18 protein-coding genes are annotated in these 25,804 nt (G+C 47.3%); 12 read left to right on the top strand and 6 right to left on the bottom strand.

Annotated features, from left to right (window positions below; genetic code table 11):
• Nucleotides 1–260 precede the first annotated feature (260 nt).
• Genes kduI through B5Z18_RS10290 form a run of 6 tightly spaced genes read left to right on the top strand, consistent with a single transcriptional unit; the run spans nt 261 to nt 7,734 of the window.
• The gene (kduI, locus tag B5Z18_RS10315; RefSeq protein WP_079469269.1) at nt 261–1,103 is read left to right on the top strand and encodes a 5-dehydro-4-deoxy-D-glucuronate isomerase; all 843 of its coding nucleotides are present in this window, start codon (nt 261–263) and stop codon (nt 1,101–1,103) included.
• A gap of 22 nt (nt 1,104–1,125) precedes the next feature.
• Nucleotides 1,126–3,348 (top strand): DUF4861 family protein, encoded by a 2,223-nt coding sequence (locus B5Z18_RS10310; RefSeq protein ID WP_079469268.1) that lies wholly within the window; start codon nt 1,126–1,128, stop codon nt 3,346–3,348.
• 51 nt (nt 3,349–3,399) lie between these two features.
• Complete coding sequence (locus B5Z18_RS10305) at nt 3,400–4,161, top strand: SDR family oxidoreductase (RefSeq protein WP_079470034.1); 762 nt, start codon at nt 3,400–3,402, stop codon at nt 4,159–4,161.
• 30 nt (nt 4,162–4,191) lie between these two features.
• The gene (locus B5Z18_RS10300) at nt 4,192–5,244 is read left to right on the top strand and encodes a LacI family DNA-binding transcriptional regulator (RefSeq protein WP_079469267.1); all 1,053 of its coding nucleotides are present in this window, start codon (nt 4,192–4,194) and stop codon (nt 5,242–5,244) included.
• 21 nt (nt 5,245–5,265) lie between these two features.
• The gene (locus B5Z18_RS10295; RefSeq protein WP_079469266.1) at nt 5,266–6,459 is read left to right on the top strand and encodes a glycoside hydrolase family 88 protein; all 1,194 of its coding nucleotides are present in this window, start codon (nt 5,266–5,268) and stop codon (nt 6,457–6,459) included.
• An 18-nt stretch (nt 6,460–6,477) separates the two neighbouring features.
• A complete protein-coding gene (locus B5Z18_RS10290; protein ID WP_079469265.1) occupies nt 6,478–7,734 on the top strand; it encodes a DUF2264 domain-containing protein in 1,257 nt (418 codons plus the stop codon).
• A gap of 70 nt (nt 7,735–7,804) precedes the next feature.
• On the opposite strand, the gene B5Z18_RS10285 is transcribed toward B5Z18_RS10290, so the two are convergent.
• From B5Z18_RS10285 to B5Z18_RS10270, 4 genes are all read right to left on the bottom strand, one after another.
• Entirely contained in the window at nt 7,805–8,335 is a 531-nt protein-coding gene (locus B5Z18_RS10285; RefSeq protein ID WP_079469264.1) for a GNAT family N-acetyltransferase, read from the bottom strand.
• Nucleotides 8,336–8,354: 19 nt separating this feature from the next.
• Complete coding sequence (locus B5Z18_RS10280) at nt 8,355–12,287, bottom strand: Pls/PosA family non-ribosomal peptide synthetase (RefSeq protein WP_079469263.1); 3,933 nt, start codon at nt 12,285–12,287, stop codon at nt 8,355–8,357.
• 197 nt (nt 12,288–12,484) lie between these two features.
• Entirely contained in the window at nt 12,485–12,898 is a 414-nt protein-coding gene (locus tag B5Z18_RS10275; RefSeq protein WP_079469262.1) for an SRPBCC domain-containing protein, read from the bottom strand.
• 489 nt (nt 12,899–13,387) lie between these two features.
• Nucleotides 13,388–14,233 carry a bifunctional transcriptional activator/DNA repair enzyme AdaA gene (locus tag B5Z18_RS10270; RefSeq protein WP_079469261.1) on the bottom strand — a complete coding sequence of 282 codons (846 nt, stop codon included), beginning with the start codon at nt 14,231–14,233 and terminating at the stop codon, nt 13,388–13,390.
• A 521-nt stretch (nt 14,234–14,754) separates the two neighbouring features.
• On the opposite strand from B5Z18_RS10270, the gene B5Z18_RS10265 reads away from it, so the two are divergent.
• The 4 genes from B5Z18_RS10265 (at nt 14,755) to B5Z18_RS10250 (ending at nt 21,488) form a co-directional block, all read left to right on the top strand.
• Nucleotides 14,755–17,898 (top strand): SusC/RagA family TonB-linked outer membrane protein, encoded by a 3,144-nt coding sequence (locus B5Z18_RS10265; RefSeq protein WP_079469260.1) that lies wholly within the window; start codon nt 14,755–14,757, stop codon nt 17,896–17,898.
• A gap of 11 nt (nt 17,899–17,909) precedes the next feature.
• Entirely contained in the window at nt 17,910–19,373 is a 1,464-nt protein-coding gene (locus tag B5Z18_RS10260; RefSeq protein WP_079469259.1) for a RagB/SusD family nutrient uptake outer membrane protein, read from the top strand.
• 173 nt (nt 19,374–19,546) lie between these two features.
• Nucleotides 19,547–19,954 carry a c-type cytochrome gene (locus B5Z18_RS10255; protein ID WP_079469258.1) on the top strand — a complete coding sequence of 136 codons (408 nt, stop codon included), beginning with the start codon at nt 19,547–19,549 and terminating at the stop codon, nt 19,952–19,954.
• 289 nt (nt 19,955–20,243) lie between these two features.
• Nucleotides 20,244–21,488, top strand: coding sequence for a DEAD/DEAH box helicase (locus tag B5Z18_RS10250; RefSeq protein ID WP_079469257.1), 1,245 nt, complete (start codon nt 20,244–20,246; stop codon nt 21,486–21,488).
• 50 nt (nt 21,489–21,538) lie between these two features.
• Here the strand turns inward: B5Z18_RS10250 and B5Z18_RS10245 are convergent, their stop codons facing one another.
• A complete protein-coding gene (locus B5Z18_RS10245) occupies nt 21,539–22,873 on the bottom strand; it encodes a DUF2252 domain-containing protein (RefSeq protein ID WP_079469256.1) in 1,335 nt (444 codons plus the stop codon).
• Nucleotides 22,874–23,159: 286 nt separating this feature from the next.
• Between B5Z18_RS10245 and B5Z18_RS10240 the strand changes: the two genes are divergently transcribed.
• Nucleotides 23,160–24,056: a DUF1266 domain-containing protein gene (locus B5Z18_RS10240; protein WP_079469255.1), complete on the top strand. Its 897-nt coding sequence runs from the start codon at nt 23,160–23,162 to the stop codon at nt 24,054–24,056.
• Here the strand turns inward: B5Z18_RS10240 and B5Z18_RS10235 are convergent.
• Nucleotides 24,053–24,949, bottom strand: a complete 897-nt coding sequence (locus B5Z18_RS10235; protein ID WP_079469254.1) for a hypothetical protein — start codon at nt 24,947–24,949, stop codon at nt 24,053–24,055. The two genes, B5Z18_RS10240 and B5Z18_RS10235, sit on opposite strands and share 4 nt — an antisense overlap.
• A gap of 104 nt (nt 24,950–25,053) precedes the next feature.
• Between B5Z18_RS10235 and B5Z18_RS10230 the strand changes: the two genes are divergently transcribed.
• A complete protein-coding gene (locus B5Z18_RS10230) occupies nt 25,054–25,791 on the top strand; it encodes a glycine-rich domain-containing protein (protein WP_200817226.1) in 738 nt (245 codons plus the stop codon).
• Nucleotides 25,792–25,804: the final 13 nt, after the last annotated feature.

Here is a 25,804-nt window from a genome sequence, read left to right as displayed (position 1 = left end):
GATTTTTGCAAACGTTTGCATTACTTTAGAGCTTTCGCCCAAAGCCATGTAATGGAACCGCTTTTTTAACTTTATAAAGGAAAGCCACATTGGAAAGCAGAAATTTTATCAGAATAGTGTCACTGGCAGGGCTTGCCGGAGCTATGAGCCCCGCGCAATCCATCACAGCAGCGGTAAACGGGCAAACAGTGGGCAATACTCCTGTGGCCGGGCCAATAATGAATCAGCATTCTCAATAGATAAAAACATTCAAACATCATATGAGCACCACGTTCGAATCAAGATATGCCAGCAGTCCGGCTGAAGTAAAGCACATGGATACGGCACAACTCCGGCAGGCATTTTTAATGGAGAAAATTTTTGATGCCGACCACATTGCCTGGACGCATACACATTACGACCGGTACCTGACCGGCGGCGCAATGCCCGTTAAAGGTCCGGTGGTTCTGGAAACGATTGACCTGCTGAAAGCAGCCTATTTCCTGGAGAGAAGGGAACTGGGTATGATCAACGTTGGAGGCGATGGCATAGTGGAAGTGGACGGGGAGAAATTTGAACTGGCGTATAAAGAAGCGTTATACATCGGCAAAGGAAAACAACAGGTGATCTTCTCCAGTAAAAACGCACAAACACCCGCTAAATTCTACCTGAATTCCACTCCTGCTCATCATAGCTTCCCCACCCGCAAAGTGTCTAAAAAAGAAGCGGAAGTGGTAACACTGGGTGCGCTTGAAACTTCCAATCACCGCACCATCAATAAACTGCTGGTGAACAGTGTGCTGGAAACCTGCCAGCTGCAGATGGGCATGACAGAGCTGCAACCAGGCAGCGTGTGGAACACCATGCCGGCGCATACGCACGACAGAAGAATGGAGGTGTATTTTTACTTTGAAGTGCCGGAGGGGCAGTCCGTATGCCACTTTATGGGACAGCCGCAGGAAAGCCGCCATATCTGGATGCAGAATGAACAGGCGGTTATTTCCCCGCCCTGGTCTATTCACTCCGGCGCCGGTACCAGTAACTATACTTTTATATGGGGTATGGCCGGTGAGAACCTCGACTATAGTGATATGGATCATTGCAAGATCACTGAACTACGTTAATGAACTGATAATAGCTGCTATCATGATGATGAAAAAAATTATCGCAGGAAGCTTGCTGGGCTTGTCTTTCCTGCATGCCGGCTTACCGGTGCATGCTACGGAACCTGTTACCGGGCAGCATGCCACGGTTTTCACAGATGCCTATACCGCTGCCGCGGTAAGGACGCAAATGGAAAAAGTGGCTTCCTGGCAATGGCGCCATATTACTGCCAATGGCTGGAACCATGCGCCTACCGACTGGACCAACGGCGCTATGTATGCAGGCATGATGTCGCTGGCACAGGTAACATCCAATCCCTTCTTTATTGACCGCCTGGTACAGGTAGGAAAAGATAATGACTGGAACACAGGACCGGACCGTTTCTTCGCAGATGAATACTGTGTGGGACAGCTATACTCACAACTAAACAGTGTGTATAAAGATCCGGTAATGATCGATAAATTCCGTAAGCTGGCAGATAGCATTGTGGCAGCGCCGCATACAGAATCGCTCGAATGGAAAGATGGTATTCATCATCGTGAATGGGCCTGGTGTGATGCGTTGTTTATGGGGCCTCCGGCGCTGGCTTATTTAAGCACCGCCACCGGTGATTCCCGTTACCTGGAAACCGCAGACAAGCTGTGGTGGAAAACAACAGACTACCTGTATAATAAGCAGGATAGCCTTTATTACCGCGATGGCAGTTATATCGGCAAAAAAGAAAAGAATGGCACCAACGTATACTGGAGTCGTGGTAACGGCTGGGTAATGGGCGGCCTGGTGCGTATGCTGGATAATATGCCGGCTGGCTACGCCGGGAAGGCACGTTTCCAGGACCTGTATAAACAAATGGCTTACCGCATAGCCGCCCTCCAAACTGCAGACGGTACCTGGCATGCCAGCTTACTGGACCCGGACAGCTATCCGGCAAAGGAAACAAGCGGTACCGGTTTCTACGTATATGCGTTGATGTGGGGTGTGAACAATGGTCTTTTACCGGAGAAAAAATTTTTACCGATAATACAGAAGGGATGGGAAGCACTTACCGGTTGCGTACAGCCAAATGGTAAACTGGGCTTTGTCCAGGAAATAGGCGCTGCGCCTGGAAAAGCTACTGCTAACGACACAGAAGTATATGGCGTAGGTGCGTTCCTGTTAGCCGGTTCAGAACTGATCAAATATGATCTCCGGAAAAATGCAGCTGCTCACCTGGTCATCTCCAATAACACCGGCATCAACAGGATAGAAGAGGTTACAGAAATTCCTTATCCCGCTTTCAGCGCGAAATTATCCAAACAAACGTTGAAAGGTTTTAAAGTAGTGGATATAGTGAGCGGACAGGAAATTCCTTATCAGTTGATTTATGAAGGTGGTAAATCAGCAAAGAAGATATTACTACAGGTAACGCTGCCCGCCGCTGCAAGTTTGTATGCCGCAGTGGCAGAAGGTGCCCCGGCGCCGGTAAAGGCGAAAGCGTATGGTCGTTATGTACCTGAACGCAAAGATGATTACGCCTGGGAAAATGACCGCATGGCCTACCGCATGTATGGCAAGGCGCTTGAACTGGTACCGAAAGAAATGGCCTATGGTATTGATGTATGGGCGAAGCGCACCACCGATATGGTGATCGACACCTGGTATAAACTGGATAACTATCACCACGACAACGGGCAGGGACTGGACTACTACAGCGTGGGCTTAACACTTGGCGCAGGTGATACAGCGCCTTCCGGACAGGATACCATCTATTTCCCGAAAAACTACCGGCAGTCGAAAACCCTTGATAATGGTCCGTTGCGCACCACTTTTTCCCTGACCTACGATACCTGGCAGGCGGGCAACACGGCTGTTACTGTTACCAAAACCATTTCCCTGGATGCAGGTTCCCAACTCAATAAAATGCAGGTACAATACAGTTTCAAAGGGAATGACATCCCCGTGGTAACCGGTATTGTAAAACGCAAAGAGCCGGGTACCGTATTGCTGGATGAGAAAACCGGCGTAATGGGCTACTGGGAGCCCGCTCATGGCGATGATGGCACCTTGGGTATAGGCTGTGTTTTTGCCCGGGAAGTACCGGGAATGAAAACAGATCGCGTACATTTGCTAAGCCCCGGAACAGCAGGGAGCCAGCAGCCATATGAATACTATTTCGGGGCGGCGTGGAACAAAGGCGGAAGAATTACTTCCGCCGAAGAGTGGTTCAGCTACCTGGAAACATTCGCCCAAAAAATTAAGCAACCCTTACAGGTAACGATTCAATAACTTTTCCGGCAGGCCACCAGTGGTGTGCCGGAAAGCTCCAACTTATTCATCATGGACTTATTTCAATTAAAAGGAAAAACTGCGCTGGTTACCGGCTGCAAACGTGGTATAGGAAAGGCGATGGCGGTGGCACTGGCTTCCGCAGGCGCCGATATTATCGGGGTGTCAGCCTCCCTGGAGCTGAGTGGCAGCGAAGTGGAAAAAGAGGTAAAGGCATTGGGCCGTAGTTTTAAAGCTTATCAATCCGACTTTTCCAACCGGGCCAGCCTCTATGCATTTATTAAGCAACTGGAACAGGATGTTCCTGTAATAGATATCCTGGTGAATAACGCAGGTACTATTCTCCGTAAGCCCGCTGCAGAACACCCGGACGAGTACTGGGACGAAGTGATTAACATCAACCTGAACGCTCAATTTATCCTGACCCGTGAAATCGGGAAAGGAATGATTGCCCGTGGGAGCGGAAAAGTTATCTTTACAGCATCTTTGCTCACCTTCCAGGGCGGTATCAATGTGCCGGGATATGCAGCCAGTAAAGGAGCCGTAGGATCACTGGTAAAGGCATTTGCCAATGAATGGGCTTCCAAAGGAGTGAATGTGAATGCAATAGCCCCGGGATATATTGCCACGGATAATACCGCAGCACTGAGGGCAGATCAGCAACGCAGCAGTGCTATACTGGACCGTATTCCAGCCGGCAAATGGGGTGAACCGGAAGATTTTGCCGGACCAACAATATTCCTTGCCTCAAAAGCGGCTGATTATGTACATGGTACTATCCTTACAGTGGATGGTGGCTGGATGGGAAGATAACAGAACACTTACAGCTAATAGCCTCTATACATGAGCAAACGTACCGAAAAAACAATTGTGGATATTGCAGAAGAACTGAAACTCTCAGTATCTACTGTTTCACGCGCGCTGAATGATAATCCTAACATCAGCGCACGTACGAAAGATAAGGTGAAGAAGATGGCCCGTAAACTGGGTTATCGTCCTAATGCCTTAGCCGCCGGTTTGCGCAACAACAAAAGCAAAACCATCGGGCTTATTGTTCCGCGTATCTCCATGTTCTTTCCTGCCGCTATCAGTACGATCATTCAAAATAAACTGCAGGAACATGGATATAACCTGATCATCTGCCAATCCAATGATTCCTACGAACAGGAAATAGCACTGGTGAATACGCTGTATTCCGCACGGGTAGACGGATTGGTGGTATCCACTACGTTATATACCACCGACTTTTCCCATTTCGATATATTCAAGGACAACAACATCCCGCTGATATTTTTTGACAGGGTCCCTAAAGATTACAATGTAAAAGTGATTAAGGGAGATGATTACGTAGGAGGTTACACCGCCACTACCCACCTGATAGAAAAAGGTTGTAAAGATATTGTTCATATTTCCGGGCCGCTAAGCTGTAACCTGTATGTGGAAAGAGTAGCAGGGTACAAGAACGCCTTACAGGAGTTTAAGCTGCCGTTTAAAAAAACGCGCGTATTTTATCACGAGCTCACGCGCGATAACGCCTGGCAAACGTGTGAAAAAATATTCTCGCAACCACCATTTCCGGATGGCGTATTTGCATCTAACGATACTACTGCTATTACCATCATGGAGTATTGCCGTAAGATCAATGTAAGGGTGCCGGAAGACCTGAAAATAGTAGGGTATTCCAATGATCCCCGGACAGAAATTGTTACGCCGCCTGTTACCAGTGTAGACCAGTATCCGGCTATGATGGGAGAAAGGGTGGTGGCTGCCCTCATGGAACTGATTAATACCGCCCCTTCCAGCGTACCACGTTATTCACAGGAAATAATACCTATTCAACTGATAGCCCGCGAATCTTCTGCCGGTACAGTCAAGAGCAGCGGAAAAAAGAAATGATCATACTCTAATCACGTTATTATGAAAAAGAACCTGTTCTTTACAGTACTGTTGTTGCCTGCATTTTTGATGCAATCGTATGCACAAGCGGGTAAAGCAGATAAAGTCTTACTGGCAAAGGCAGATGCCACATTGCAATTTGCCGCCAGGCAGTATAAGCTGATGATGAAGCATGTGCCCGACAGCTTGTTACCCCGTAGCACCAGCAAAGACGGCAGTTTGATGACGTCTAACTCCGGCTGGTGGACCTCCGGTTTTTATCCCGGTACCAACTGGTATCTTTTTGAATACACCAAAGATCCGGCCTTTAAGAATGAAGCCCTGAAAAGAATGGCGCTTGTACAAAAAGAGCAGTACAATACCCACACACATGACCTGGGCTTTATGATGTATTGTCCTTTTGGCAATGCGCTGCGCATCACAAAAGACACCGCTTACAAAGCTATCCTGCTTACCAGTGCAAAGTCATTATCCACGCGGTTTAATCCAACTGTAGGTTGTATCAAATCGTGGGATCACGGCGCCTGGAAATTCCCGGTGATCATTGATAATATGATGAACCTCGAACTGCTGAACTGGGCCACCCGCGAAAGCGGCGATAAACAATTTGCAGACATTGCACGCATACACGCCAACACCACCATGAAGAATCATTTCCGGCCGGATTACAGCTCTTACCACGTAGTGGATTATGATCCTGCTACCGGCGCCGTAAATGGACGTAAGACGCACCAGGGGCTGGCAGACAGCTCTGCCTGGTCGCGCGGACAGGCATGGGGCCTCTATGGTTACACCCTGATGTACCGCGATACAAAGGACAAAGCTTACCTGGAACAGGCACGTCATATTGCAGACTTTATCCTGAACAACCCGCATATGCCGGCCGACCTGGTGCCTTACTGGGACTATGATGCACCGGATATTCCCAACGCACTGCGTGATGTATCTGCTGCATCGGTAGCCGCATCTGCACTGCTGGAACTGAGCCGCTACACAGGCAAAGCCGATGGCAAACGTTACTGGAACGCCGCAGAAAAAATGCTGGCAAGCCTTTGCAGCCCGGCATACCTGGCGAAGGAAGAAGAGAACAATGATTTCATACTGATGCATAGCGTAGGCCACCTGCCTAATAAATCGGAAGTAGATGTACCGCTCACCTACGCCGATTATTATTTTGTAGAAGCATTGCTGCGGTATAAACAATGGGCGAAATAACGCCGTAAATTTATTTGCATGGACAGACGCTTTTTTATCAAGGCTATTCCTATGGCAGGAGTGGCCAGCACCATAGGCACAGAAAAAGGATTGCTGAAAGCAATGGCTGGTGAAAAGCCTGCGACCGGCGACAGGGAGTATAATGTGGATCTGATGATTCGTATATGCCGTCCCGTTATAGAGCAGCTGAGCAAAGGGAAACTGAAAGCTACCATGCCTACCGAAGTGGCGCCCAGCTATGGAAAGCCGGTGGATAAAGTAACCTATCTCGAAGCATTTGGCAGAACCCTCGCCGGTATTGCACCCTGGCTGGAACTGGGGGAAGATAATACAATGGAAGGCAGCAAACGTATTGAGATGCTGGAGATGACCCGTAAAGCTATAGCAATGGCGGTAGATCCTGCCTCTCCGGACTATATGAACTTTACCGGTAAGTTTGATGCGCAGCCATTGGTAGATGGCGCTTTCCTCGCACATGGATTACTACGCGCCCCCAAACACGTTTGGGGCAGGCTGTCTGCTAAAACACAACAACAGGTTATAGATGGCCTGATCAGCTTACGCAGCATTAAAGCATTTACCAATAACTGGGTGTTGTTCTCCGCTATCATTGAAGCCATGCTGCTGAAATTCGGCGCCGACTGGGACCGCAAACCAATAGACCTGGCCGTACAAAAAATGATGGAGTGGTACAAGGGCGATAGCATGTATGGTGATGGTGCGCATTTTCATTACGACTATTACAACTCCTTTGTAATTCATCCCATGCTGGTAGATGTACTAAAGGTGATGGCTGAAAAAGAAGAAAGCAGCAAAGCCAATTATGAACTGGCATTAAAACGGATGCAACGCTATGCTGCTATTCTTGAAAAACAGGTATCTCCTGAAGGGACTTTCCCGGTAGTGGGTCGCTCGATGCCCTACCGCAACGCGGCCTTCCAGGCATTGGCGCAAATTGCATTAGAAGAGAAATTACCAGAAGATATATCCCCTGCACAGGTAAGGTGCGCACTAACGGCAGTGAATAAACGAATATTTGAAACGCCCGGTACCTTTGATAAAAAAGGCTGGCTGCAGATTGGTTTCTGCGGGCATCAGCCGGAAATTGCAGATGTTTATACCTCTACCGGCAGCCTGTACTTATGTAGCACCGGCTTCCTGGCATTGGGGTTGCCTGCTTCAAACCCTTTTTGGTCGGCGCCTGCGCAACCATGGACATCAAAGAAAGCATATGCCGGGGCTCCTGTAAAAAAGGATCACGCTATTGATTATTAATGACATTTCTTCTTAAATAAAAACAGCGGCAGAGAATATTTTTCTGCCGCTGTTTTTATTTAAGAAGAAATTATAAGTCAGGAAGAGGTGGAAACAATGGAACTGGTTTCTTTCCATCAGGAGTTAGCCACTTCTCATATACCAGCCGTACCGGTTCATAATCTTTCGACGCGAGGAACTGTTGCATACGATGGTTGTTGGCCAGTGTATATCTTACTATTCTACGGATACCCATCTCTACGTATATCCGTTCCAGTTCCTCATTCATCATCCTGTAAATACCCTGCCGGCGGAATTCATTGGCCACATAGCCATCAGATACATACAGGGTGTTACCGGTGTAATCTTCAATCCGGCTTTCATCCGGTTCTTCCAGGTAGGCAAAGATGAAGCCTGCCGGCTGCGCATCAACATATGCCAGCAGGCAGGTACCATTGCAGGTTTCCTGCATTTCCATTACATGCTGCATGTAGTTTGAAGCAATGCTTTCCCAGGCGGCTGTTTTCAGAAAGAATGTTTTTTCCGAGAGATGCAGCTGCTCCATCATACTGCTGATAAGATCATAGTGATCTCTTATCTGTATGGACCGGATGATGATCATTTTCGTATATACGGTAGCGTTATTCGGGTTTAACCGGGCTGCCTGTCCAGCTGGTACCCGGTTGTAATTTTTCTCCTTTCATTAACAACGAGAGGGGTGCAATGTTTACATCATCGCCTATCTCGCTGTCGTACAGGATGATGGATCTTGCGCCAATGCTGCTTCTGCGGCCTATTTTAATGGGTCCTATCTTCATTACCCGGTCTTCAAACAGGTGTGTCTGCGGACCACTGTCTTCATTCAATACGCTGTCAGTGCCTATTTCCACCATATCAAACTCTGTGATATCTGCGGTATTCAGCAATACGCGGCGGCCTGTTTTTACACCCAGCAGCCGGAGTATCACCGGCAGCCATGGCGTTCCTTTCAGGTATTCCAGCAGGAACGGAATAGAGAGGGCTTCGTAAGTAGAAGTAATCGCTTCGCTGCGCCATACACTGGACGTCCACATAGGACTTTGCAAAGCCTTGTATTTGCCGACAAGGATCCATTTGAGCAATACCGTGAAAAGGAATGCGGGCAGCCCCAGGAAAAAGAGATAATAGAAAGGGAACTGCAACAGGATCATCCACCAGGCTTCATCTGTTACGAGGTCGTGGGCATAGGCGATGAACAGGATACTGCAGCAGATCACCACTGTTTCGGGGATCAGGATACGTATAAACTCTACCGTAGCCCTGGCCAGTTTGCGTTGTGGTGATGGGTGAGTGGTGAGTTCCGGCGGAAAGAAATGACTTTCCTGGCGGCGTGGCAGCGCAATGGCCGGCGATCCAAACCAGTCGCGCGCAGTACTTGCTGCCAGCTGTTCTTTGGATGGCGGCGTGGATAGCACGCCTATCAGCATATTCTCCGGTAATTCATATCCCTGCGGTATCAGGGCGCTGTTGCCTACAAAGCTGGTATTATGGATGATCGTTTTTTCCAGTATTAGTTGTTGCCCGCGTACATCGGATTCGCCGAGCGTTACCGCATCCGCAATAAAGGCGCCGTCGCCGATTTCCAGCAAAGGATGGGTAACGCTGCTGGCGGTAGATACTTCTGTATTGCGGCCTATCTTAGCACCCAGTGCGCGGAATAACGAAGAAATATATACCGTGGCAAAAATTGGATGGATCACAATCAGGGATAACGACATCAGCTGATCGGCAAACCATTTACGGGCATAAAACGCACTGTAAATAGGGTAGGTACCCGGCTTGATGCCCCATTGCAGTAAACGGGTGAGCAATACTGTCTGCCCGGTAAATAAAATAATATAACTCAATGCCAGTGCCGGTGTGATCACCATATAATTGAAGTTATAGTCCGGCGCTGCATTATCCATCTGGTTGAGGGTAATGATAGTAGGCAATAACGGCAATAACACCGTGAATGGAAATACCAGCAGGAACAGGGAAAAGATAGCGCTGTATTTTCTGCGGGTAGCTTTTGATACGGGCAATGGTTGCGGCAGATCGCTGATACTTTTAGTTACTTTTAACACTGCCGGACTACCCTGCCATACTTCGCCTGATTTCACGGTACTGTTGGCGGGCAAAAAGCTAAGGTCCTGTAACTCGCTCCAGGCTTCCATTACCGTATCACCGCCAATAACTGCACTGCTGCCTATGTACGCATGATCGCCAAGATGTACGGTGCGGAGTTTCAGCAGGCCATCTTCTACAAAAGCATTATTAATCACTGCCTGTGAACTGATACTTACATCACTGCCAATCGTAACAAGATCTTCCGCGCCAATAGTCACCGCGCCGAGTTGCGCATCCGGCGCTATTTTCACACCCAGCATCCGGAGATAAGCGGGGTATAGCGGTGTACCATTAAGGAACTGTGAAGGCATGAGACGCTGGATTGTTTTTACCAGCCACCAACGGAAATAATAAGTACCCCATAAAGGATAATCTCCTGCTTTCATTTTTCCGATGACCAGCCATTTTGTACTGATAATAAGAATAGAAAAGAGAGGAGGCAGCAGGCAAAACATGATGAGCGCGGTAACGATAGCATATCCCAGGTGGCTGGTATCCTGTTCTACATAATAATATCCCAGGTAGGGAAGAAATATCTGCATGGCAAATAATCCGAAGATCACCAATACAGCGATGGTTTGCGCTATCCAGCAACTGAGGTGACGCCACCACGGCACTTTATTAAAAACACGATGCGGCTTTGGGGCCGACTGTGGCTGTGCTGCCCATACATTTACCAGTTCCTGCAGGGGGCGATGTATATAAATGTCTTTGAGAGATGCATTCGGCACATTGGCTTCCCGGCGCAGTCGTGATACAAAAGCAGCTGCCAGCAATGAATGTCCTCCGAGGTCTGTAAAAAAGTCCTGCTGAAGATCGATTGTCCTGTCCGGAAATACCTTTGCCAGGATAGCGCTGATCCTGTCGGCAACGGGTGCATCCGGATCGATGGCTTCATGGGTGGTTACCTGTGTAAAGGCAGCCGGAAGTGGCAGCGCCTTGCGGTTTATTTTACCGCTGGGCAGGCGGGGCATATCTTCCAGCGCTACAATGGTGCCAGGCACCATATAGGGCGGTAATGTTTTGGCGAGTGTTGCGCGGAGGGAGGATTCATCAAAAGGAGAATGATCTTCCTGTACAATATAACCCACCAGCTGGTCCTGGTCGTTGCTGTCTTTTTTTACAGCTACTGCCGCTGCGGCGATGCCGGCAATGGCATGGAGCTGGTTTTCAATTTCTCCCAGTTCGATCCTGTATCCGCGTAGTTTGATCTGATCATCGAGGCGGCCCTGGAAGTCGATACTGCCATCCGGTAAAATGATGGCGGCATCGCCGGTGCGGTACAGGCGGTTGCCGGGCAACTCCGTCATGGAAGATGGTTTATCCACAAATTTTTCCCGGGTTAGCTCCGGGCGGTCGATGTATCCGGCGCCTACTCCGGGTCCTGAAATAACGAGTTCCCCGCGTTCGCCTACCGGCAGGATATCCAGTTTTTCATCTACCACGGCCATGTTGTAATTGGGCAGTGGCTGGCCGATGGTGATATAATCTCCCGGCCTTAGTGCGGCGAAAGTAGCGCTGACCGTTGTTTCCGTAGGGCCGTAACTGTTATAGAAGTGACGGGGAGGCGCTGCCCACCTGGATAACACCTGTGGTGTACATGCTTCGCCACCGGCGTTGATGAGGCGCAGTGTGGGGATGTTATCATCCATAATGGCGAGCAGGCTGGGAACGGCGTGTAGTACGGTAATTTTCTCCCGGCGCAATACGTCGCCCAGTTCATCAATGGCCTTCGCGGTAGTAGCGTCGGCCACCCAGAGGGTAGCGCCGGCGAAGTAACTAAGCCAGGTTTCTTCACACCACATGTCAAAGGATACGGAGAAGCCCTGGTACACTTTATCGGTGGCGCGGATATTTAAAACGGTTTGTTCTGCCCTGATAAGGTGGCAGATCTGCCGGTGACTGATCGGAATACCTTTGGGTTTGCCGGTACTGCCGGAAGTGTATAATACGTAGGCAAAGTTTTCGGGTTGTGGTCCGGCATGAAGGGTGAATACTTCGGTGCTGTCGGGTACCGGTGGTATGGATAATACCGGGGCTTCCAGCTGGAGAGGCACTTCGCTGAAGCAGGCGGCAGCCTTTACTTCTGTAAGTACGCCTTCCACTCTTTCCGCGGGCATTTCCCGGTCGAGCGGAACATAAGCTGCACCGGCTTTTATGATACCCAGTATTGCGGCGTGCAGTTCCAGGCTGCGCGGCCACCAGATGCCTACTACACTGCCGGGGCCTATTCCTTTGGATTGCAGGAATGCGGCGATGGCATCGCTCCAGTGATCCAGCTGTTGATAAGTAAGCGTTTGTTGCTGGAATATCAGTGCAGTGTGATGGGCGTGTTCCTGCACTGTTTGTGAAAAGATATCTGCCAGCGTTTCATGGTGAAGCAGCTCTGGCTGTTGGGGCCCTTTAACTATACTGTAAACATTCATAAGTTCGCGTTCCCGTAGGTACTTTGGTGTTTGGTATAGCAAAGTTAGGGGTAAGAATCGGAGCGCCGCCTTATAATACGCTTAAAAATGGTCCGGCAAAATTTGCCTGTAACCGGATAAGGGCTTTTTTAGGTTTGATGCTTACCAATAACTGTATATGCTGGTAGTATAACATAGATAAGCAGCTATATGTTCGATCAGATTGTTTCACTGATTTTATCCAGTACCTTTTTCCAGTAGTCGTTCATTTTGAGTCTTTCTTCGCCGTCTTTCAGCCATTCGTGATGAAAGGCAATGACGGTCTTTTCTTTGGCGGGAATCACTCTTATCTGCAGGGTAGAGGTATTTGTACCGGGGGCCTGCTGCCATTTCATGCGGATCACTTTACCGGTGGTAACGGAAGCTACGTGGATAGTGATACCGGATCGGGTGGTATAGGAGTCGCCTTTTTCAAAGGGGATGTTTGCATTATTATCCAGCCATAATCCCAGTATGGGTTGTGTAAACAGCTTTTCCCAGGCTTCCATGGGAGCGATCGCAAAAGTGCGTCGGATGCCGGTTTCCCAGCCCTGCGAGGTAGTCAGTCCGACAGGTTTCTTTCCGGAGGTCATCGTTTTTTATGGAAAGGTAAGAAAACGCGTAGATATTGGCATATGTAAAGGGTTGATACTAAATGTCGATATAATTTTTAGTGCGGTCTGCAAACAAACAGGAAATTTATATATGAAAATGCAAAATTATTTTTTATTTTTAAGGTAACCTATTAAGCACTACTGAGCATCTGCGGGAGGTGTGTTTATAGTAAGCAACCAAAATCTGAAAAACAGGAGTATCACAAACGATAAACTAACTTGATTAACATCTAAACCAGACGCTGATCTTTCGTGAGAGAACTAATGCTCATGCCCTGCAGGCATGTTGATGACGTTTATACAATGGTGATATTTTGACTTTTCTGACAAACTTTTTTCCTCGTCTAACCGGCAGGCACTATTTAGTGCTGGTCCTTTTTTTCATAAGCAAAAACGGGGCTGTCCTACACAAGCGGGCAGCCCTTTGTTTTTTTGTCTTTGCAGAATATTGATAAGATTACGGGATGATTATATTTCCCCTCCGGCGGTATGCCCTTTCTTTGCGGCTTCCCAGCCGATGATGGCACTTTTACGTGTACTGCCCCAGTGGTATTGCCCGGTGTCGCCGGTAGCTTTAATTACGCGGTGACAAGGGATCAGGAATGCCACAGGATTCTGCGCTACGGCTGAACCCACTGCACGGGAGGCATTCGGGTTTTGAAGGGTGGTAGCCAGCTGGGAGTAGGTGGTTAAATTACCCATCGGAATTTTCAGGAGCGCTTCCCATACTTTCAGTTGAAAGTCCGTTCCCCGCAAATGCAGTTTTATTTCCGACAGCCGGCTCCAGTCCTGCGTAAATATATACAGGGTGTTTTGCTGGATGAGATCCACCATCTGGGTAAACTGCGCATGAGGAAACTGTGCAGTCAGCTCCTGCAGGGCGAGTTGCTGATCGTCTGCAAAGGCCATGTGGCAAATACCTTTTGAAGTGGATGCCACTATGATATCACCAAACGGACTTTCAGCAAAACTGTAATTAATGCGTAGTGCCTTGCCGCCGTTTTTATATTCTCCCGGTGTCATACTTTCGATATTGATAAACAGGTCGTGCAGGCGCCCGGTACCTGAAAGGCCCGCTTCAAAGGCGGCATCGAACACGGTCACCTTTTCTTCTCTCAGCATCGTTTTGGCGTAATCCAGTGTAAGGTATTGCAGGAACTTTTTAGGTGTTACCCCTGCCCACTCAGCAAATACACGTTGAAAATGAAATGGGCTCATATGTACTGCCGCAGCAATTTCCTGTAAGTCGGGCTGCGTTTTGAAATGCTCTTTAATATAGTCTATTGCCGTGGCAACGGTGTTGTAATGATTCATGGCTTCAATGTTTTTAAACAAAGGTAGCCTCGTGAATATCGGTAAAAAACCCGGTTATTGCGGATTAAATCCCACCGCCTGATATCCTTTGTTTTAGTATGGTTTATAAAAACAGATATTAGAAGAATAAAAAAATTCCTGTGAGAATTAAATATATAAGCTGCTGATACCTATGTATTAGAGCAGTAGAAAATCGTTTTTGGAGAGATGAATATTAAGTAATATTTATCGCTGCGATGAAAAGTTAAATTTCTTTTTTATTTTTAAGCAACCAGTAATATTTACCGGTGAACCTTATTGTGTGTATTTGTATTGTAGCTGCAACCAAAATTCTGAATCTAAACCTTTAATTATTATAACTAAAACCTTAAAACTCTGTGCTGTAAAGCCTTTTAGCTAATGTAATCACCTGGCCTTTTTAACGCATGCTAATCCGGTTTCATGAACCGGAACAGGATGTCTATTGCCAAAATCTCGATACCACCATTGTAATTTTTTATCAACAATTAAATCTAACTGACATGAGGAAACTTCTACTCGTGCTGGCAGGTATGCTATTGATAGCCACCTCGCTGCTGGCACAGCATCCCCGCACTGTGAAAGGAAAGATAACAGACGATACCGGTAATGGATTACCTGGTGTTTCTGTAAGCTTACCCGGAGGCAGAACAGGCACTGTTACTGATGCAATGGGCGAGTTCTCGCTTTCCGTACCTGAAAATGTTAAATCGCTGAAAGTATCTTTTGTAGGATACGAAACAAAAACACTGCCTATTACAGGCAATTCTACAGGCAATGTAATCCTGTTGCCTGATTCAAAATCTATTTCCGAAGTGGTGGTAGTGGGTTATGGCACGCAACGTAAAAAAGATGTAACCGGCAGCATCGCCTCTGTGAAAGGCGGCGCCATCGCGGAATTGCCGGTACAAAGCTTTGAGGCTGGTTTAGGTGGCCGCGCGGCAGGTGTGCAGATCACCGTACCTAACGGAATCGTGAACAACCCGCCGGTATTCCGTATCCGTGGTTCCAATTCTATTTCCATGAGCGCCTATCCGTTGATCGTTATTGATGGCGTACCCGCATTTTCAGGAGATGTGGGCGCGGGTATTTCCAACTCACCGCTGAATCCATTATCAAGTATCAATCCTGCTGATATCGCTTCTATAGATATCGCCAAAGATGCTGCTGCTACTGCTATTTACGGTAGCCGTGCCGCCAATGGTGTAGTGTTTGTAACAACCAAAAAAGGCAAGGCCGGTCGCCCGAAAGTAACCTACGATGGTTGGGTAGGTACTACCAGACCTACACGCCTGCCTACTGTATTGAATACAGAACAGTTTCTTGAAATGAAAAATGAAGCGTTGAAAAACGCCGGTAATACAGATCGCTATGTAGCCAACCTCGATGCCAATGGTAAAGTAATTGATACCAAATGGATGGATGTGGTGTACCGCGACAAAACAATATCGCATAATCATAACGTAAATGTTTCCGGTGGTTCCGAAAGCACCAGCTATTACTTTTCTGCAGGGTATACCAAACAACAGGGTATTCTGAAAAGAAATGACTTCGCACGCAAGAGCCTTCTGTTCAGTATTGATCAGCAATTGGGAAAAGCCTTTTCCATCGGTGCGCGGATGTCTTACTCCAATGAGCAAAGCCTGATCTCCGGATCTTCCGGCTCACTGGAAGGGGAAGCCTTTAACTCCGGCGGTCTTGCCCGTCTGGCTTTCCTTACTTCTCCGTTAGTATCTCCCTATAACAATGATGGAAGTTATAATATCAGTGGTTCCGGTATGAGTGGCGGAAAAAATACGCTGCCCATAGGTATCTACAACCCGCAGGTTCTGCTGGATATGGATCATTCCAATACAGAAGCCAGTCATATACAAGGCAACGTTTACCTGCAGTTGAAACCTGCTGAGTGGATCACTTTAAAAACCCAGTATGGTGCGGATTACATCCTGATGAACAACGATATTTATCTCAATTACCTGTCGGGCGACGGAGTATCTTCTACCGGTGATGTTACCAGTATTTATACACAAAACAAACGTTGGGTATGGACCAATACCGTACAACTGGACCGTTCTTTCGGTAAACACAATCTGAGCCTGCTGGCGGGTTTTGAACAACAGCGTGATGCACGCGAGCGTTATGGTTTGCGTCGCCAGAAACAGATGGATAACTATTTCAATAATAGTGAAGGAGGCTGGCTCACGGACCTGTCGCGTTATTTGCTGCGCAAAGAAAATTACCTGTTGTCTGCCTTCTCCCGTTTAAATTATAATTATAACGAGAAATATTATTTAAGCGCCAACGTAAGACAGGACCAATATTCCGCTTTCGGGCCCAACTTTAAGAAAGGTACTTTCTATGGTTTTTCTGCAGGATGGGAAATTACGAAAGAAGCATTCTGGACAAACGCCGGTCTTAATAATGTATTCAGCAGTTTCAAGATCAGGGCCAGTCATGGTAAAGTGGGTAACTTCGCGGGCCTGGGCGATTATGACGCCTTATCATTGTACAAGCCTGCTCCTTACGGTGGTAGTTCTTCTATCTATTTCAACCAGGCGGGTAACCCCGATCTGAACTGGGAAACCAGTAAAAAAACAGACGTAGGATTTACCTACGGCATACTGAATAACCGGATCAGTGGTGAGTTTTCTTATTACTATAATGATATTAACGGCTTAATCCTGTTTGTACCGCAGATGCCATCTGCCGGTATTCCTATCACCAGCACCACGGCTACTATTGCTACCATCCCCACCAACGTGGGCAGCATGTATAACAAAGGAATAGAGTTCAGTGTAAACGCTGTGGCTATTGATAAACGTGATTTCTCCTGGAACATCGGTTTCAACATTGCGCATAACAAAAATGAAGTGACATCACTGGCCGGTGATATCACTGCGATCCCTTTTGTTACCAGCAGCCTGGAACAAACCAGTATCAACAAAGTAGGCTATCCTACCAGCATGTTGTACGTAGTACGCACCGATGGTGTGGACCCGGCAACAGGCAGAAGGATTTTTATCAATGCCAACGGCGACAAGGTTTATTTTAACAATGCAGATGCCGTTAAGTATAAATATGAAGATGGCAAAGCTGCTCCTACCGTGGGTGTGAAAGATGCGGTGGCGTATAGAAATACCAATCCGAAAGTACTCGGCGGACTGGAGAATACCTTCCGCTACAAAGCCTTTGAGCTGAACGTGCTGCTTACCTATCAAACAGGATTTTACGTGTACTATGGCAGTAATGCAGGATTAAGAGATCAGCGTTACTGGAACAACAGTACAGATGTGTTAAACAGATGGCAGAATCCAGGCGATCAGACTGATATGCCGCGTGTAGTATACGGGGATAACATTTCCAACGGTTCTTCTTTTGCAATTGCCGCGAATGTTTTTAAAGGCGACTTTGTAAAATTAAGCACCGCTGCACTCACTTACCGTCTTCCTGACAACATCGCAAACGCCATCCGGCTGCAGGGCGCCAAAGTTTATGTAAGAGGACAAAACCTCGCGCTGATTACAAAGTATCCCGGTCCGGATCCGGAAGTTTCTTCCAATGGTAATAATGCTTCCGGTCAGGGTGTTGACCGTAATACGCTTGGTAATGGAAGAACACTGACAGTGGGTCTTAATGTTAACTTTTAAATTGAAAGAAGATGAAAAAATATGCTTTAAATATATTGGCTGTTACTGTGATGGGTTTAGGTGCTTGTCAGAAAGGATTACTGGAGCCGGTTCCCTCTACGGATATTCCTGATTTCAAGGCTTTTGAAACCAAAGAGCGGATTGCCAGCCAGGCGAATGGCTTGTATTCTGTAATGAAGCATGGCAAGTTCCTCGGTGGAAAATATGCCATTGCCAATGAAGTAAGGGGCGAAGACTTTGTGAATGAAAAGGCTAACAACGTAACATTGAATGCCAGCTGGAGAATGGTGCCTACGGGTGAAGCGCAGGAAGTGAAGGAGATCTGGTCGCAGGGTTACATCACCATTAACAACGTGAATGTTTTTCTTACGGGCATGAATGCTGTTGGCAACCAGGTGGTGGGTGACTCCATTGCGAAGCTGTATGCCGGCGAAGCGAAATTTGTACGGGGCGTGAGCTACTTTTCATTACTGCAGTTATATGCGCGTCCGCATTGGGATGGCGCCGGCAGTAAGCCCGGTTTAATTATTCACACCGAAGGACATGCTAAAATTGGTAGTTATGCCCGTGCGCGTAGTACGGTGAATGAAACATATGCGCAGATTATCCGCGACCTGGATTCTGCTGAAACGTTGTTAACAAAACCGGCTGCAGGCGCCCTGACGTCTATTACGCGCGCCAACGCCTATAGCGCTATTGCTTACAAAACCCGTGTGTACCTGTATATGGAGCAATATGATAAAGTAATAGCAGAAGCGGCAAAACTGGTGTCTGCCAGCGCGCCGTTTGTATCACCTGCCGGGCATGCATTGGAAGCGGATGTACAAAAGGTATTTGCGCCGCCGTATTCTACAAAGGAATCTATATTCTCCCTGCCATTTACCGGTTCTACAGACGATTTTCCGGGCACGCAAACACAGCTTGGATATTATTTTACGCCTGCTGCAAAGCCATTTACCGGTAATGGTGAGTACTCCATGCATCCTAATGGGGTGATCGCTGATTCTTCCTGGAAGTCTGACACTGATACACGAAGGAAATTTATTGTACAATCTCTCGGGAAAAAATACTGGACCAAATTCCCTACTCCAAGTCCGTTCACAGATTATATTCCTGTGATCAGGTATGCAGAAGTATTACTGAACCTGGCGGAAGCAAGGGCGCGGCAAACCAATTCAGTAGACCCAACTGCGGTAGCGTTGTTGTCTGCGGTAAGACACCGTTCCGATGCTACCATCACTTATACTGTAGCTGATTTTGCCAATGTAACAGCCTTGCTGACGGCTATTGCCCAGGAGAAACATATTGAATTGCTGGGAGAAGGTTTCAGAAGTATGGAGATTACCCGTCTTGGCATTCCGTTCCCTGCCAAAAGCAGTACGGTGCCTGTTATTGCGCCAACGGTTCCTCAGTATATCTGGCCGATTTCTTCTGATGAACTGATCTATAATAAGCTTTGTGTTGACAATAACTAAGTCCTCATAACTAGAAAAAGCCCCCGCATCCGTCTGGGTGCGGGGTTCTTTTTTGGCTGATCGTTGGGTTGAAAGAAAGAAAAAGCGGATGTATACACCTACAACCTATTATTCTTTTTTGTAGATTCCTTCCCTGAAGGAAGCATTTACAGACTTATTTAAACCCAAGATCAATGAAAATCAGGAAAAGCTTTGTAGTGGTGGCGGCATTTATGGCTGTCGGTACCCTATGTTCACTCGCATTGCCCCAGGAGCCGGAGAAGGCTACCAATCTGAAAGTATTGCCAAAAGATATCAGTCATGATGACCTGATCAAGGTAATGCGCGGTTTTAATGCTGCGTTGGGCGTAAAATGTAATTTCTGTCATGAGCCGCGGAAAGATGATGCAAAGAAACTGGACTTCGCCAGTGACGCTAATCCGCATAAAGGCACTGCCAGGGATATGATGAAGATGACCAAACGCATCAACAAGAAATTCTTTAAAGGCAGTGAAGTAATGGCGGTTTCCTGTTATACCTGTCATCATGGGGATGAAGAGCCAAAAACCAAACCTGATGCTGCACCGGAGGCGGCAAAGTAAGTTTTTAGAAGCCGCTGTGAAAGCGGCTTCTTTTATTTAGGCCTGATAACGGCAATTTCAGACGTTTTCAACGCGTAAAACACCCCTTTCATATGGCTTTTTTTTAATTTATCAGCATCTTGACCAGAAAAACAGTATCTTTGCTTCCGTCTGTTGAGTTAAAAGCATAAAGCACAGAAATATCTATTCTCTCCAGTCCGGAAATCTTTTCTTTACTGCTCTCCTCAATTGTGATAACGCTAAAGATGAAGAAGCGTTATTTTATATTTATTACATCAGATATATCAACATGTTATTTGAGCAATTAGGGCTTATTGAGCCCATTTTAAAAGCAGTTAAAACCGAAGGGTACACTACACCTACTCCTATACAATTACAATCTATTCCTATTGTATTGGAAGGTAAAGATCTCCTCGGCTGCGCGCAAACAGGCACCGGTAAGACGGCTGCGTTTGCTATCCCCATCTTACAGTTATTACATAACAGTACGCCGGAAAAACAAGGCTTTAAACATATCCGCACACTGATCCTCACGCCCACCAGGGAACTGGCGGTGCAGATCGATGAAAGTTTTGCCGCCTATGGCAAACACACCGGTCTGAAACACGATGTGATCTTTGGTGGTGTTCCGCAACACAGGCAAACTATTGCCCTGCGCAACGGAACAGATATATTGATTGCCACACCGGGTCGTTTACTCGACCTGATGAATCAGGGTTACATTTACCTGAACCACCTCGAAATATTTGTGCTGGATGAAGCCGACCGCATGCTGGACATGGGCTTTATCAACGATATCAAAAAGGTGATCAGGGAACTGCCACAGCAACGCCAAACGCTTTTCTTTTCGGCTACCATGCCGCCAAGCATCGCGCAACTGGCTAACTCTTTACTTTACAAACCGGAAAAGGTTACCATTACACCGGTATCTTCCACTGCGGAAAGGATTGAACAATCCGTTTACTTTGTAAAGAAGAAAGATAAACAGTCACTGCTGGAAACTATCCTGAAAGACCATCGTATTGAACGTACCATCGTATTTACCCAAACCAAGCATGGTGCCGACAGGATCGCAAAGAACCTGAAGAAACGTAATATCGATGCCGATGCCCTGCATGGGGATAAGTCACAGGCTTCCCGCCAGAATACCCTGAACAACTTTAAAAATGGCCGCCTGCGTGTGCTGGTTGCTACAGACATTGCTGCAAGAGGTATCGATGTGGATTCACTGGAACACGTCATCAACTACGATCTGCCAAATGTTTCTGAAACATACGTACATCGTATAGGCAGAACCGGTAGAGCGGGTGCTGCAGGTTATGCCCTCTCTTTCTGTGATACAGAAGAAAGACCATTCCTCCACAGCATCAATAAACTGATCCGTCAAACCATTCCTTCCGTGTCCCATCCATTTGAAGAAGCGGCACTGATGGAAGCCAACAGCGCCAACCCGGATATGCCGAAGGCACTTCCAAGAAGACCCAAACCACACAACAGGAGAGGGAAACTGGATAAACGCGACAGAACTTTTTAGTGTTAGAAATTAGTTATAGTGATTGGGATGTTGTACTGCAACATCCCTTTTTATTTTACAGACACCGGTAGCTTCCCGCCCTTTACCGCTTTCAGGAAGTCCGCGTAGTCTTTCTCTGTCTGATCTGCATAGGCTACTGCAAACTTACCGATGGCTTCATCCATCACCTCCGATTTACCCAGGTAGTTGCTGATCACGGCGCCCTGCCCGGTTTTGGCATGCGCCCTTGCCAGTACTTTTCCACACAAACCTGCATATGCCGCCAGTATCTCCTTATCAAAATGTTCGACATCCGGTGCAATTTTCCGGTCTCTCAGCTGCCGCAGGTAATAATGCCTGTTTTCCCCGTCGGTGCTCCAGCCCAGGAAAATATCGCTGGCTGCCTGTACCAGCCGCTGCCCCTGTACAATCCTTTCTCCGTTATGCGGGTATTTGCTTTTACTGGTATAGGCTTCCAGCACACTGGTTCTGGCTTCTTTTACCTGCAGAAAAAGAGGATCGTCTTTTGCATTCATGAGCAACGCTACGAGGCAACGGGTACCCACACTGCCTACGCCCACAACTTTCAGGGCAATATCGACGATGTTGTATTGACTGAAAAGATATCGCCGGTCATCCTGTAAAGTACTCTTGTAATGGTCCAGGAACGACTGTACCTTTTTTTTCTGCTGCACCAGGTCGATCGGGTGATAGATCAGCGGGTGCTGATCCGCAATTTCAAAACTTCCCAGCACGCTCTGGGTGATTTGATAAAACACTTTGGTATGTGAACTTTTTTCCGCTCTGTCCATTGCTTCTTTCAGCAGGGTTTTTACTTTTTCGCTACGGGTGCGGTTTAGCAGGTCATGCATTTCAAACTTCATATACCAGAGATCCAGTGCATTCATCCGGGCGTATTCTGCCATACCGGTACGATAAGCCATCGCCATATCAACGGCCATCTGCTGCGCATCTGTCTCCCGCATATTGTTATGCCGTGCTGCCAGTACAAAGCTGGTGGCCAGCCGTTTTACATCCCACTCCCACGGTGCGGGCAGTGTTTCATCAAAATCGTTGGCATCGAAGATCAGGTTACGTTCCGGTGTGGCAAACCCGCCAAAGTTCATCAGGTGGCAGTCGCCCATTGCCTGTACCTGCAAGCGGGTATGCGGTAACGAGGAGAGATCCCGTGCCATAATATCGGCAGTACCCCTGTAAAAAGCGAAGGGCGATGTACTCATCCTGCTCATCCGGATGGGGATCAGGTCTTTTACCCGGTCGTAGTTGGAAGCTTTAATGGCTTCCAGTATAGTAGGACGTTGGGCCGGCAGCCGGAAGATGCCCTGCGAAGTGCGGGGCACCGTATCCCTGATTTTTTTGCCGGGATTGTCTGTAGAAGTAGTCATAATCAAAGCACTTACTATCAAAACACAGGAAAGGCATTGGTTGTTGCAATTAACCGCCGGCCGGACATTGAAGGGGCTACCGGTAACGGATAAACGGTATTTAACCCGGCGCCGGGCCGGAGGCAATCTCCTTTCGGGTAGCTGCCCGTGAAGCTATTATTGATATTGCGTGCAGTCGTATCAGAACATTATCTATCTTTACAATACCTAAAGAAAAACTTTAACCTGGTTTTATCCGTAAATACCAGGAATTAGCTCATTTTAACCGAACCCTTAACCAATCCTGATGGATCAGCAGCACTATATGGAGCAGCAACTGCGCAATATGGGACTCAGCGAAGAAGAAATTGCCTTGTATAAGCAGCAGTTACAGCCCCCTGCCACTTCGGCAAACGATTGGCCAGCCCTGTTTAAGGATGTGAAACAGTTTAACCACTTATTTTCAGGAGATGATGCAGATGTAACGGACGGGGATGAACATCCGCCGGCCTTATCTCTGAATCCGAACAGCCGGCTGGATATCCGGCGGCAATGGGCAGTAGCCTGCGGAGCTGACGTTGCCTTTCTAAACCGTCTGTACCTGAATGATCTTACTACCGGTGCAGATGGGCTGACATGCCGCGAACGGCTGTCGGAATGGTGGGATATCAACAATACCGCAGCGTTGCGGGAAACGCTCGCCTGGCTGCAGGAGAGCGGTCACCGGATAGAATATGATATTATCTGGCAGGCGATCAATGCAGTTTCTATGAAAGAAAGCAAAGCCTTTCTGAAGGAACATATCGCCACCAATGAGCTGGAAGAGGCGGTAGTGATGGAACGCTTACGCAATACCCGTGAAGCCCTGGAGCTGTTCAGGCAACGGGAACTCATAAACGAAAACCTGCAACCGGATATGCTGATCTGGGACTTTGGCCGTATTATTAACCTGAGCCGCTCTGGCTATGATGCCGGTTATATCAGTTATGACGAGGCGCAGGAATACATCCAGGCCTGTGTTCCGCTGATTAAAAGAACTTACACTTCCTGGAAACATCTTTCCGTTTCCTACCAGTTTGCCCGTTGTGTGTGGAACGGGGTAGAAATGGGTAGTTTCGAAATTCTGCGCAATAATATGGAACACCTGCTGGCAGCGCCGGAAAGCCCGTGGGTACGGTTACCTTTTAACAGCCGCTTGTTTTAGTGTTGCATGATCCTGTTCTGCTCACTGTCTTTCAGGTGTACCAGGATATGCTTTGGCAGCAGTGGGCTGTCGAAAGCCAGGTCTATGGATGTTTTGTCGAAGTCCTTTACTTTTGCCACCCGGTGAAATATTTCATACAGCGCGATGGGTTCTTCATTAAAGCTCACGCAGGTACTTACAAAGTTTAACTCATTGATGGCATACCCGGATCTCTTTATATTATCTTCCATATCTTTCAGCCGGCCTATGAAATGACGTTGACGGATAAACGTAGTACTGTTCATGATAATAAAAATGTAGTTGGCATAAGAGGTTATCTTACCATAATACATATGGTTATCCCTTCCGGTGCGCTCCACAAGGTATTCATCGCCCGACTTATATATCTCCAGGGAAGATCTCCAGATACGTTCAGCCGCCTTCTTACCCGACTTAAACGGAAGGTTACGGTTATAGCAATACCAGTATCCCACCAGGTGATCCAGTAATTTATGATTGACTGCCGACAGGGGAATACCGATTTTAAGTTCATGAAAGGGATATACCTCCGACGAGTTATTGATGAAATCAATGTAACTGCTGAAGCCAAGTGCCACTGCTATTACATTCAGTTTAGAGAAATTCGGGCTGCTCAATGCTGCAATGGCAGTATTGTTTTTAGCGGCTTTCAGTTTCCGGATCACGAGGTGTTCATAGAAATAATTGTCGCCGAACAGGGAAGGAGGTGCGGCTAATTTCCTGAAGCGCTGCTGTTTGCCGATGATCGTGTTGAACTCATCTACAACATGGCTCCATTCTGTTTTTGAAACATCTTCCCAGCTTACCTTTTTCAGGTATTGATAAGCAATGTAATTCATCAGCCGTTCCAGGTTAAGCAATTCTTCCTTACTCATAATAATACGATTATAATACGGAAATAGGTCTGTCTAAGATACGCACAAGACTTTAGTATTCTAAAATAATTTCATCTTGGTAATAACAAATAAAAAATGAAATTATGATGATGAAAAACAACCAATTCGTAGCCTTATCACCGGGTACATTGCTATGGGAGCAGATCAGCAACTTCCGTTTGGATGAGCCGGATGTAAAGTTCCCGTTTTCGAAGAAGCTGGCCCGGGAACAGCGCTGGAGTGAAGACTTTACGCGGAAAGCCATACAGGAGTATAAGCGCTTTATCTATCTCTGCTGTATTTCTCCGACGGGCGCTTCCCCTTCTGAAATTGTAGATAAGGTCTGGCACCAGCATTTACTTTACACCCAGAATTACTGGGAAGTATTTTGTGAGAAAACGCTGGGTAAAAAGATCCACCATTATCCTTCCGGCGGTGGACGGGCAGAACAACAAAAGCACGCGGCCTGGCAGGAGGATACGCTGCAGTTATACCGGCGATGTTTTGGAGAAGATCCGCCTGAAGCTATCTGGTTAAATAAATCCCCCTCCCTTTCCTTCTCCCTGATAAAGCGCTTTACCTTGTTTTCCCGGCGCTGGTTAACACCCCTTCTCTTCTTATCCTTCTTCTTCTTTGCAGGTTGTACGGCCGACAGTGCGCCTTTCTTTGGATATACAATGGTGCTGTTGTTTCTGGGACTTCTTATTGCAAAAAGCAATAAGAAAAAGACGAAAGCTGACAGTGAGGATGATTCCGGCGGAAGTAATTGCAGTAGCGGCAGCAGCTGCGGAAGTAGCTGTGGCAGCAGTTGCGGAGGTGGATGCGGCGGGTGCGGGTCCTGATCTTAAAAAAATG

Origin of the sequence: Chitinophaga ginsengisegetis (genome assembly GCF_900168065.1) — a bacterium.
Taxonomy (GTDB): domain Bacteria; phylum Bacteroidota; class Bacteroidia; order Chitinophagales; family Chitinophagaceae; genus Chitinophaga; species Chitinophaga ginsengisegetis.
This window is presented reverse-complemented; position numbering and strand designations above follow the sequence as displayed.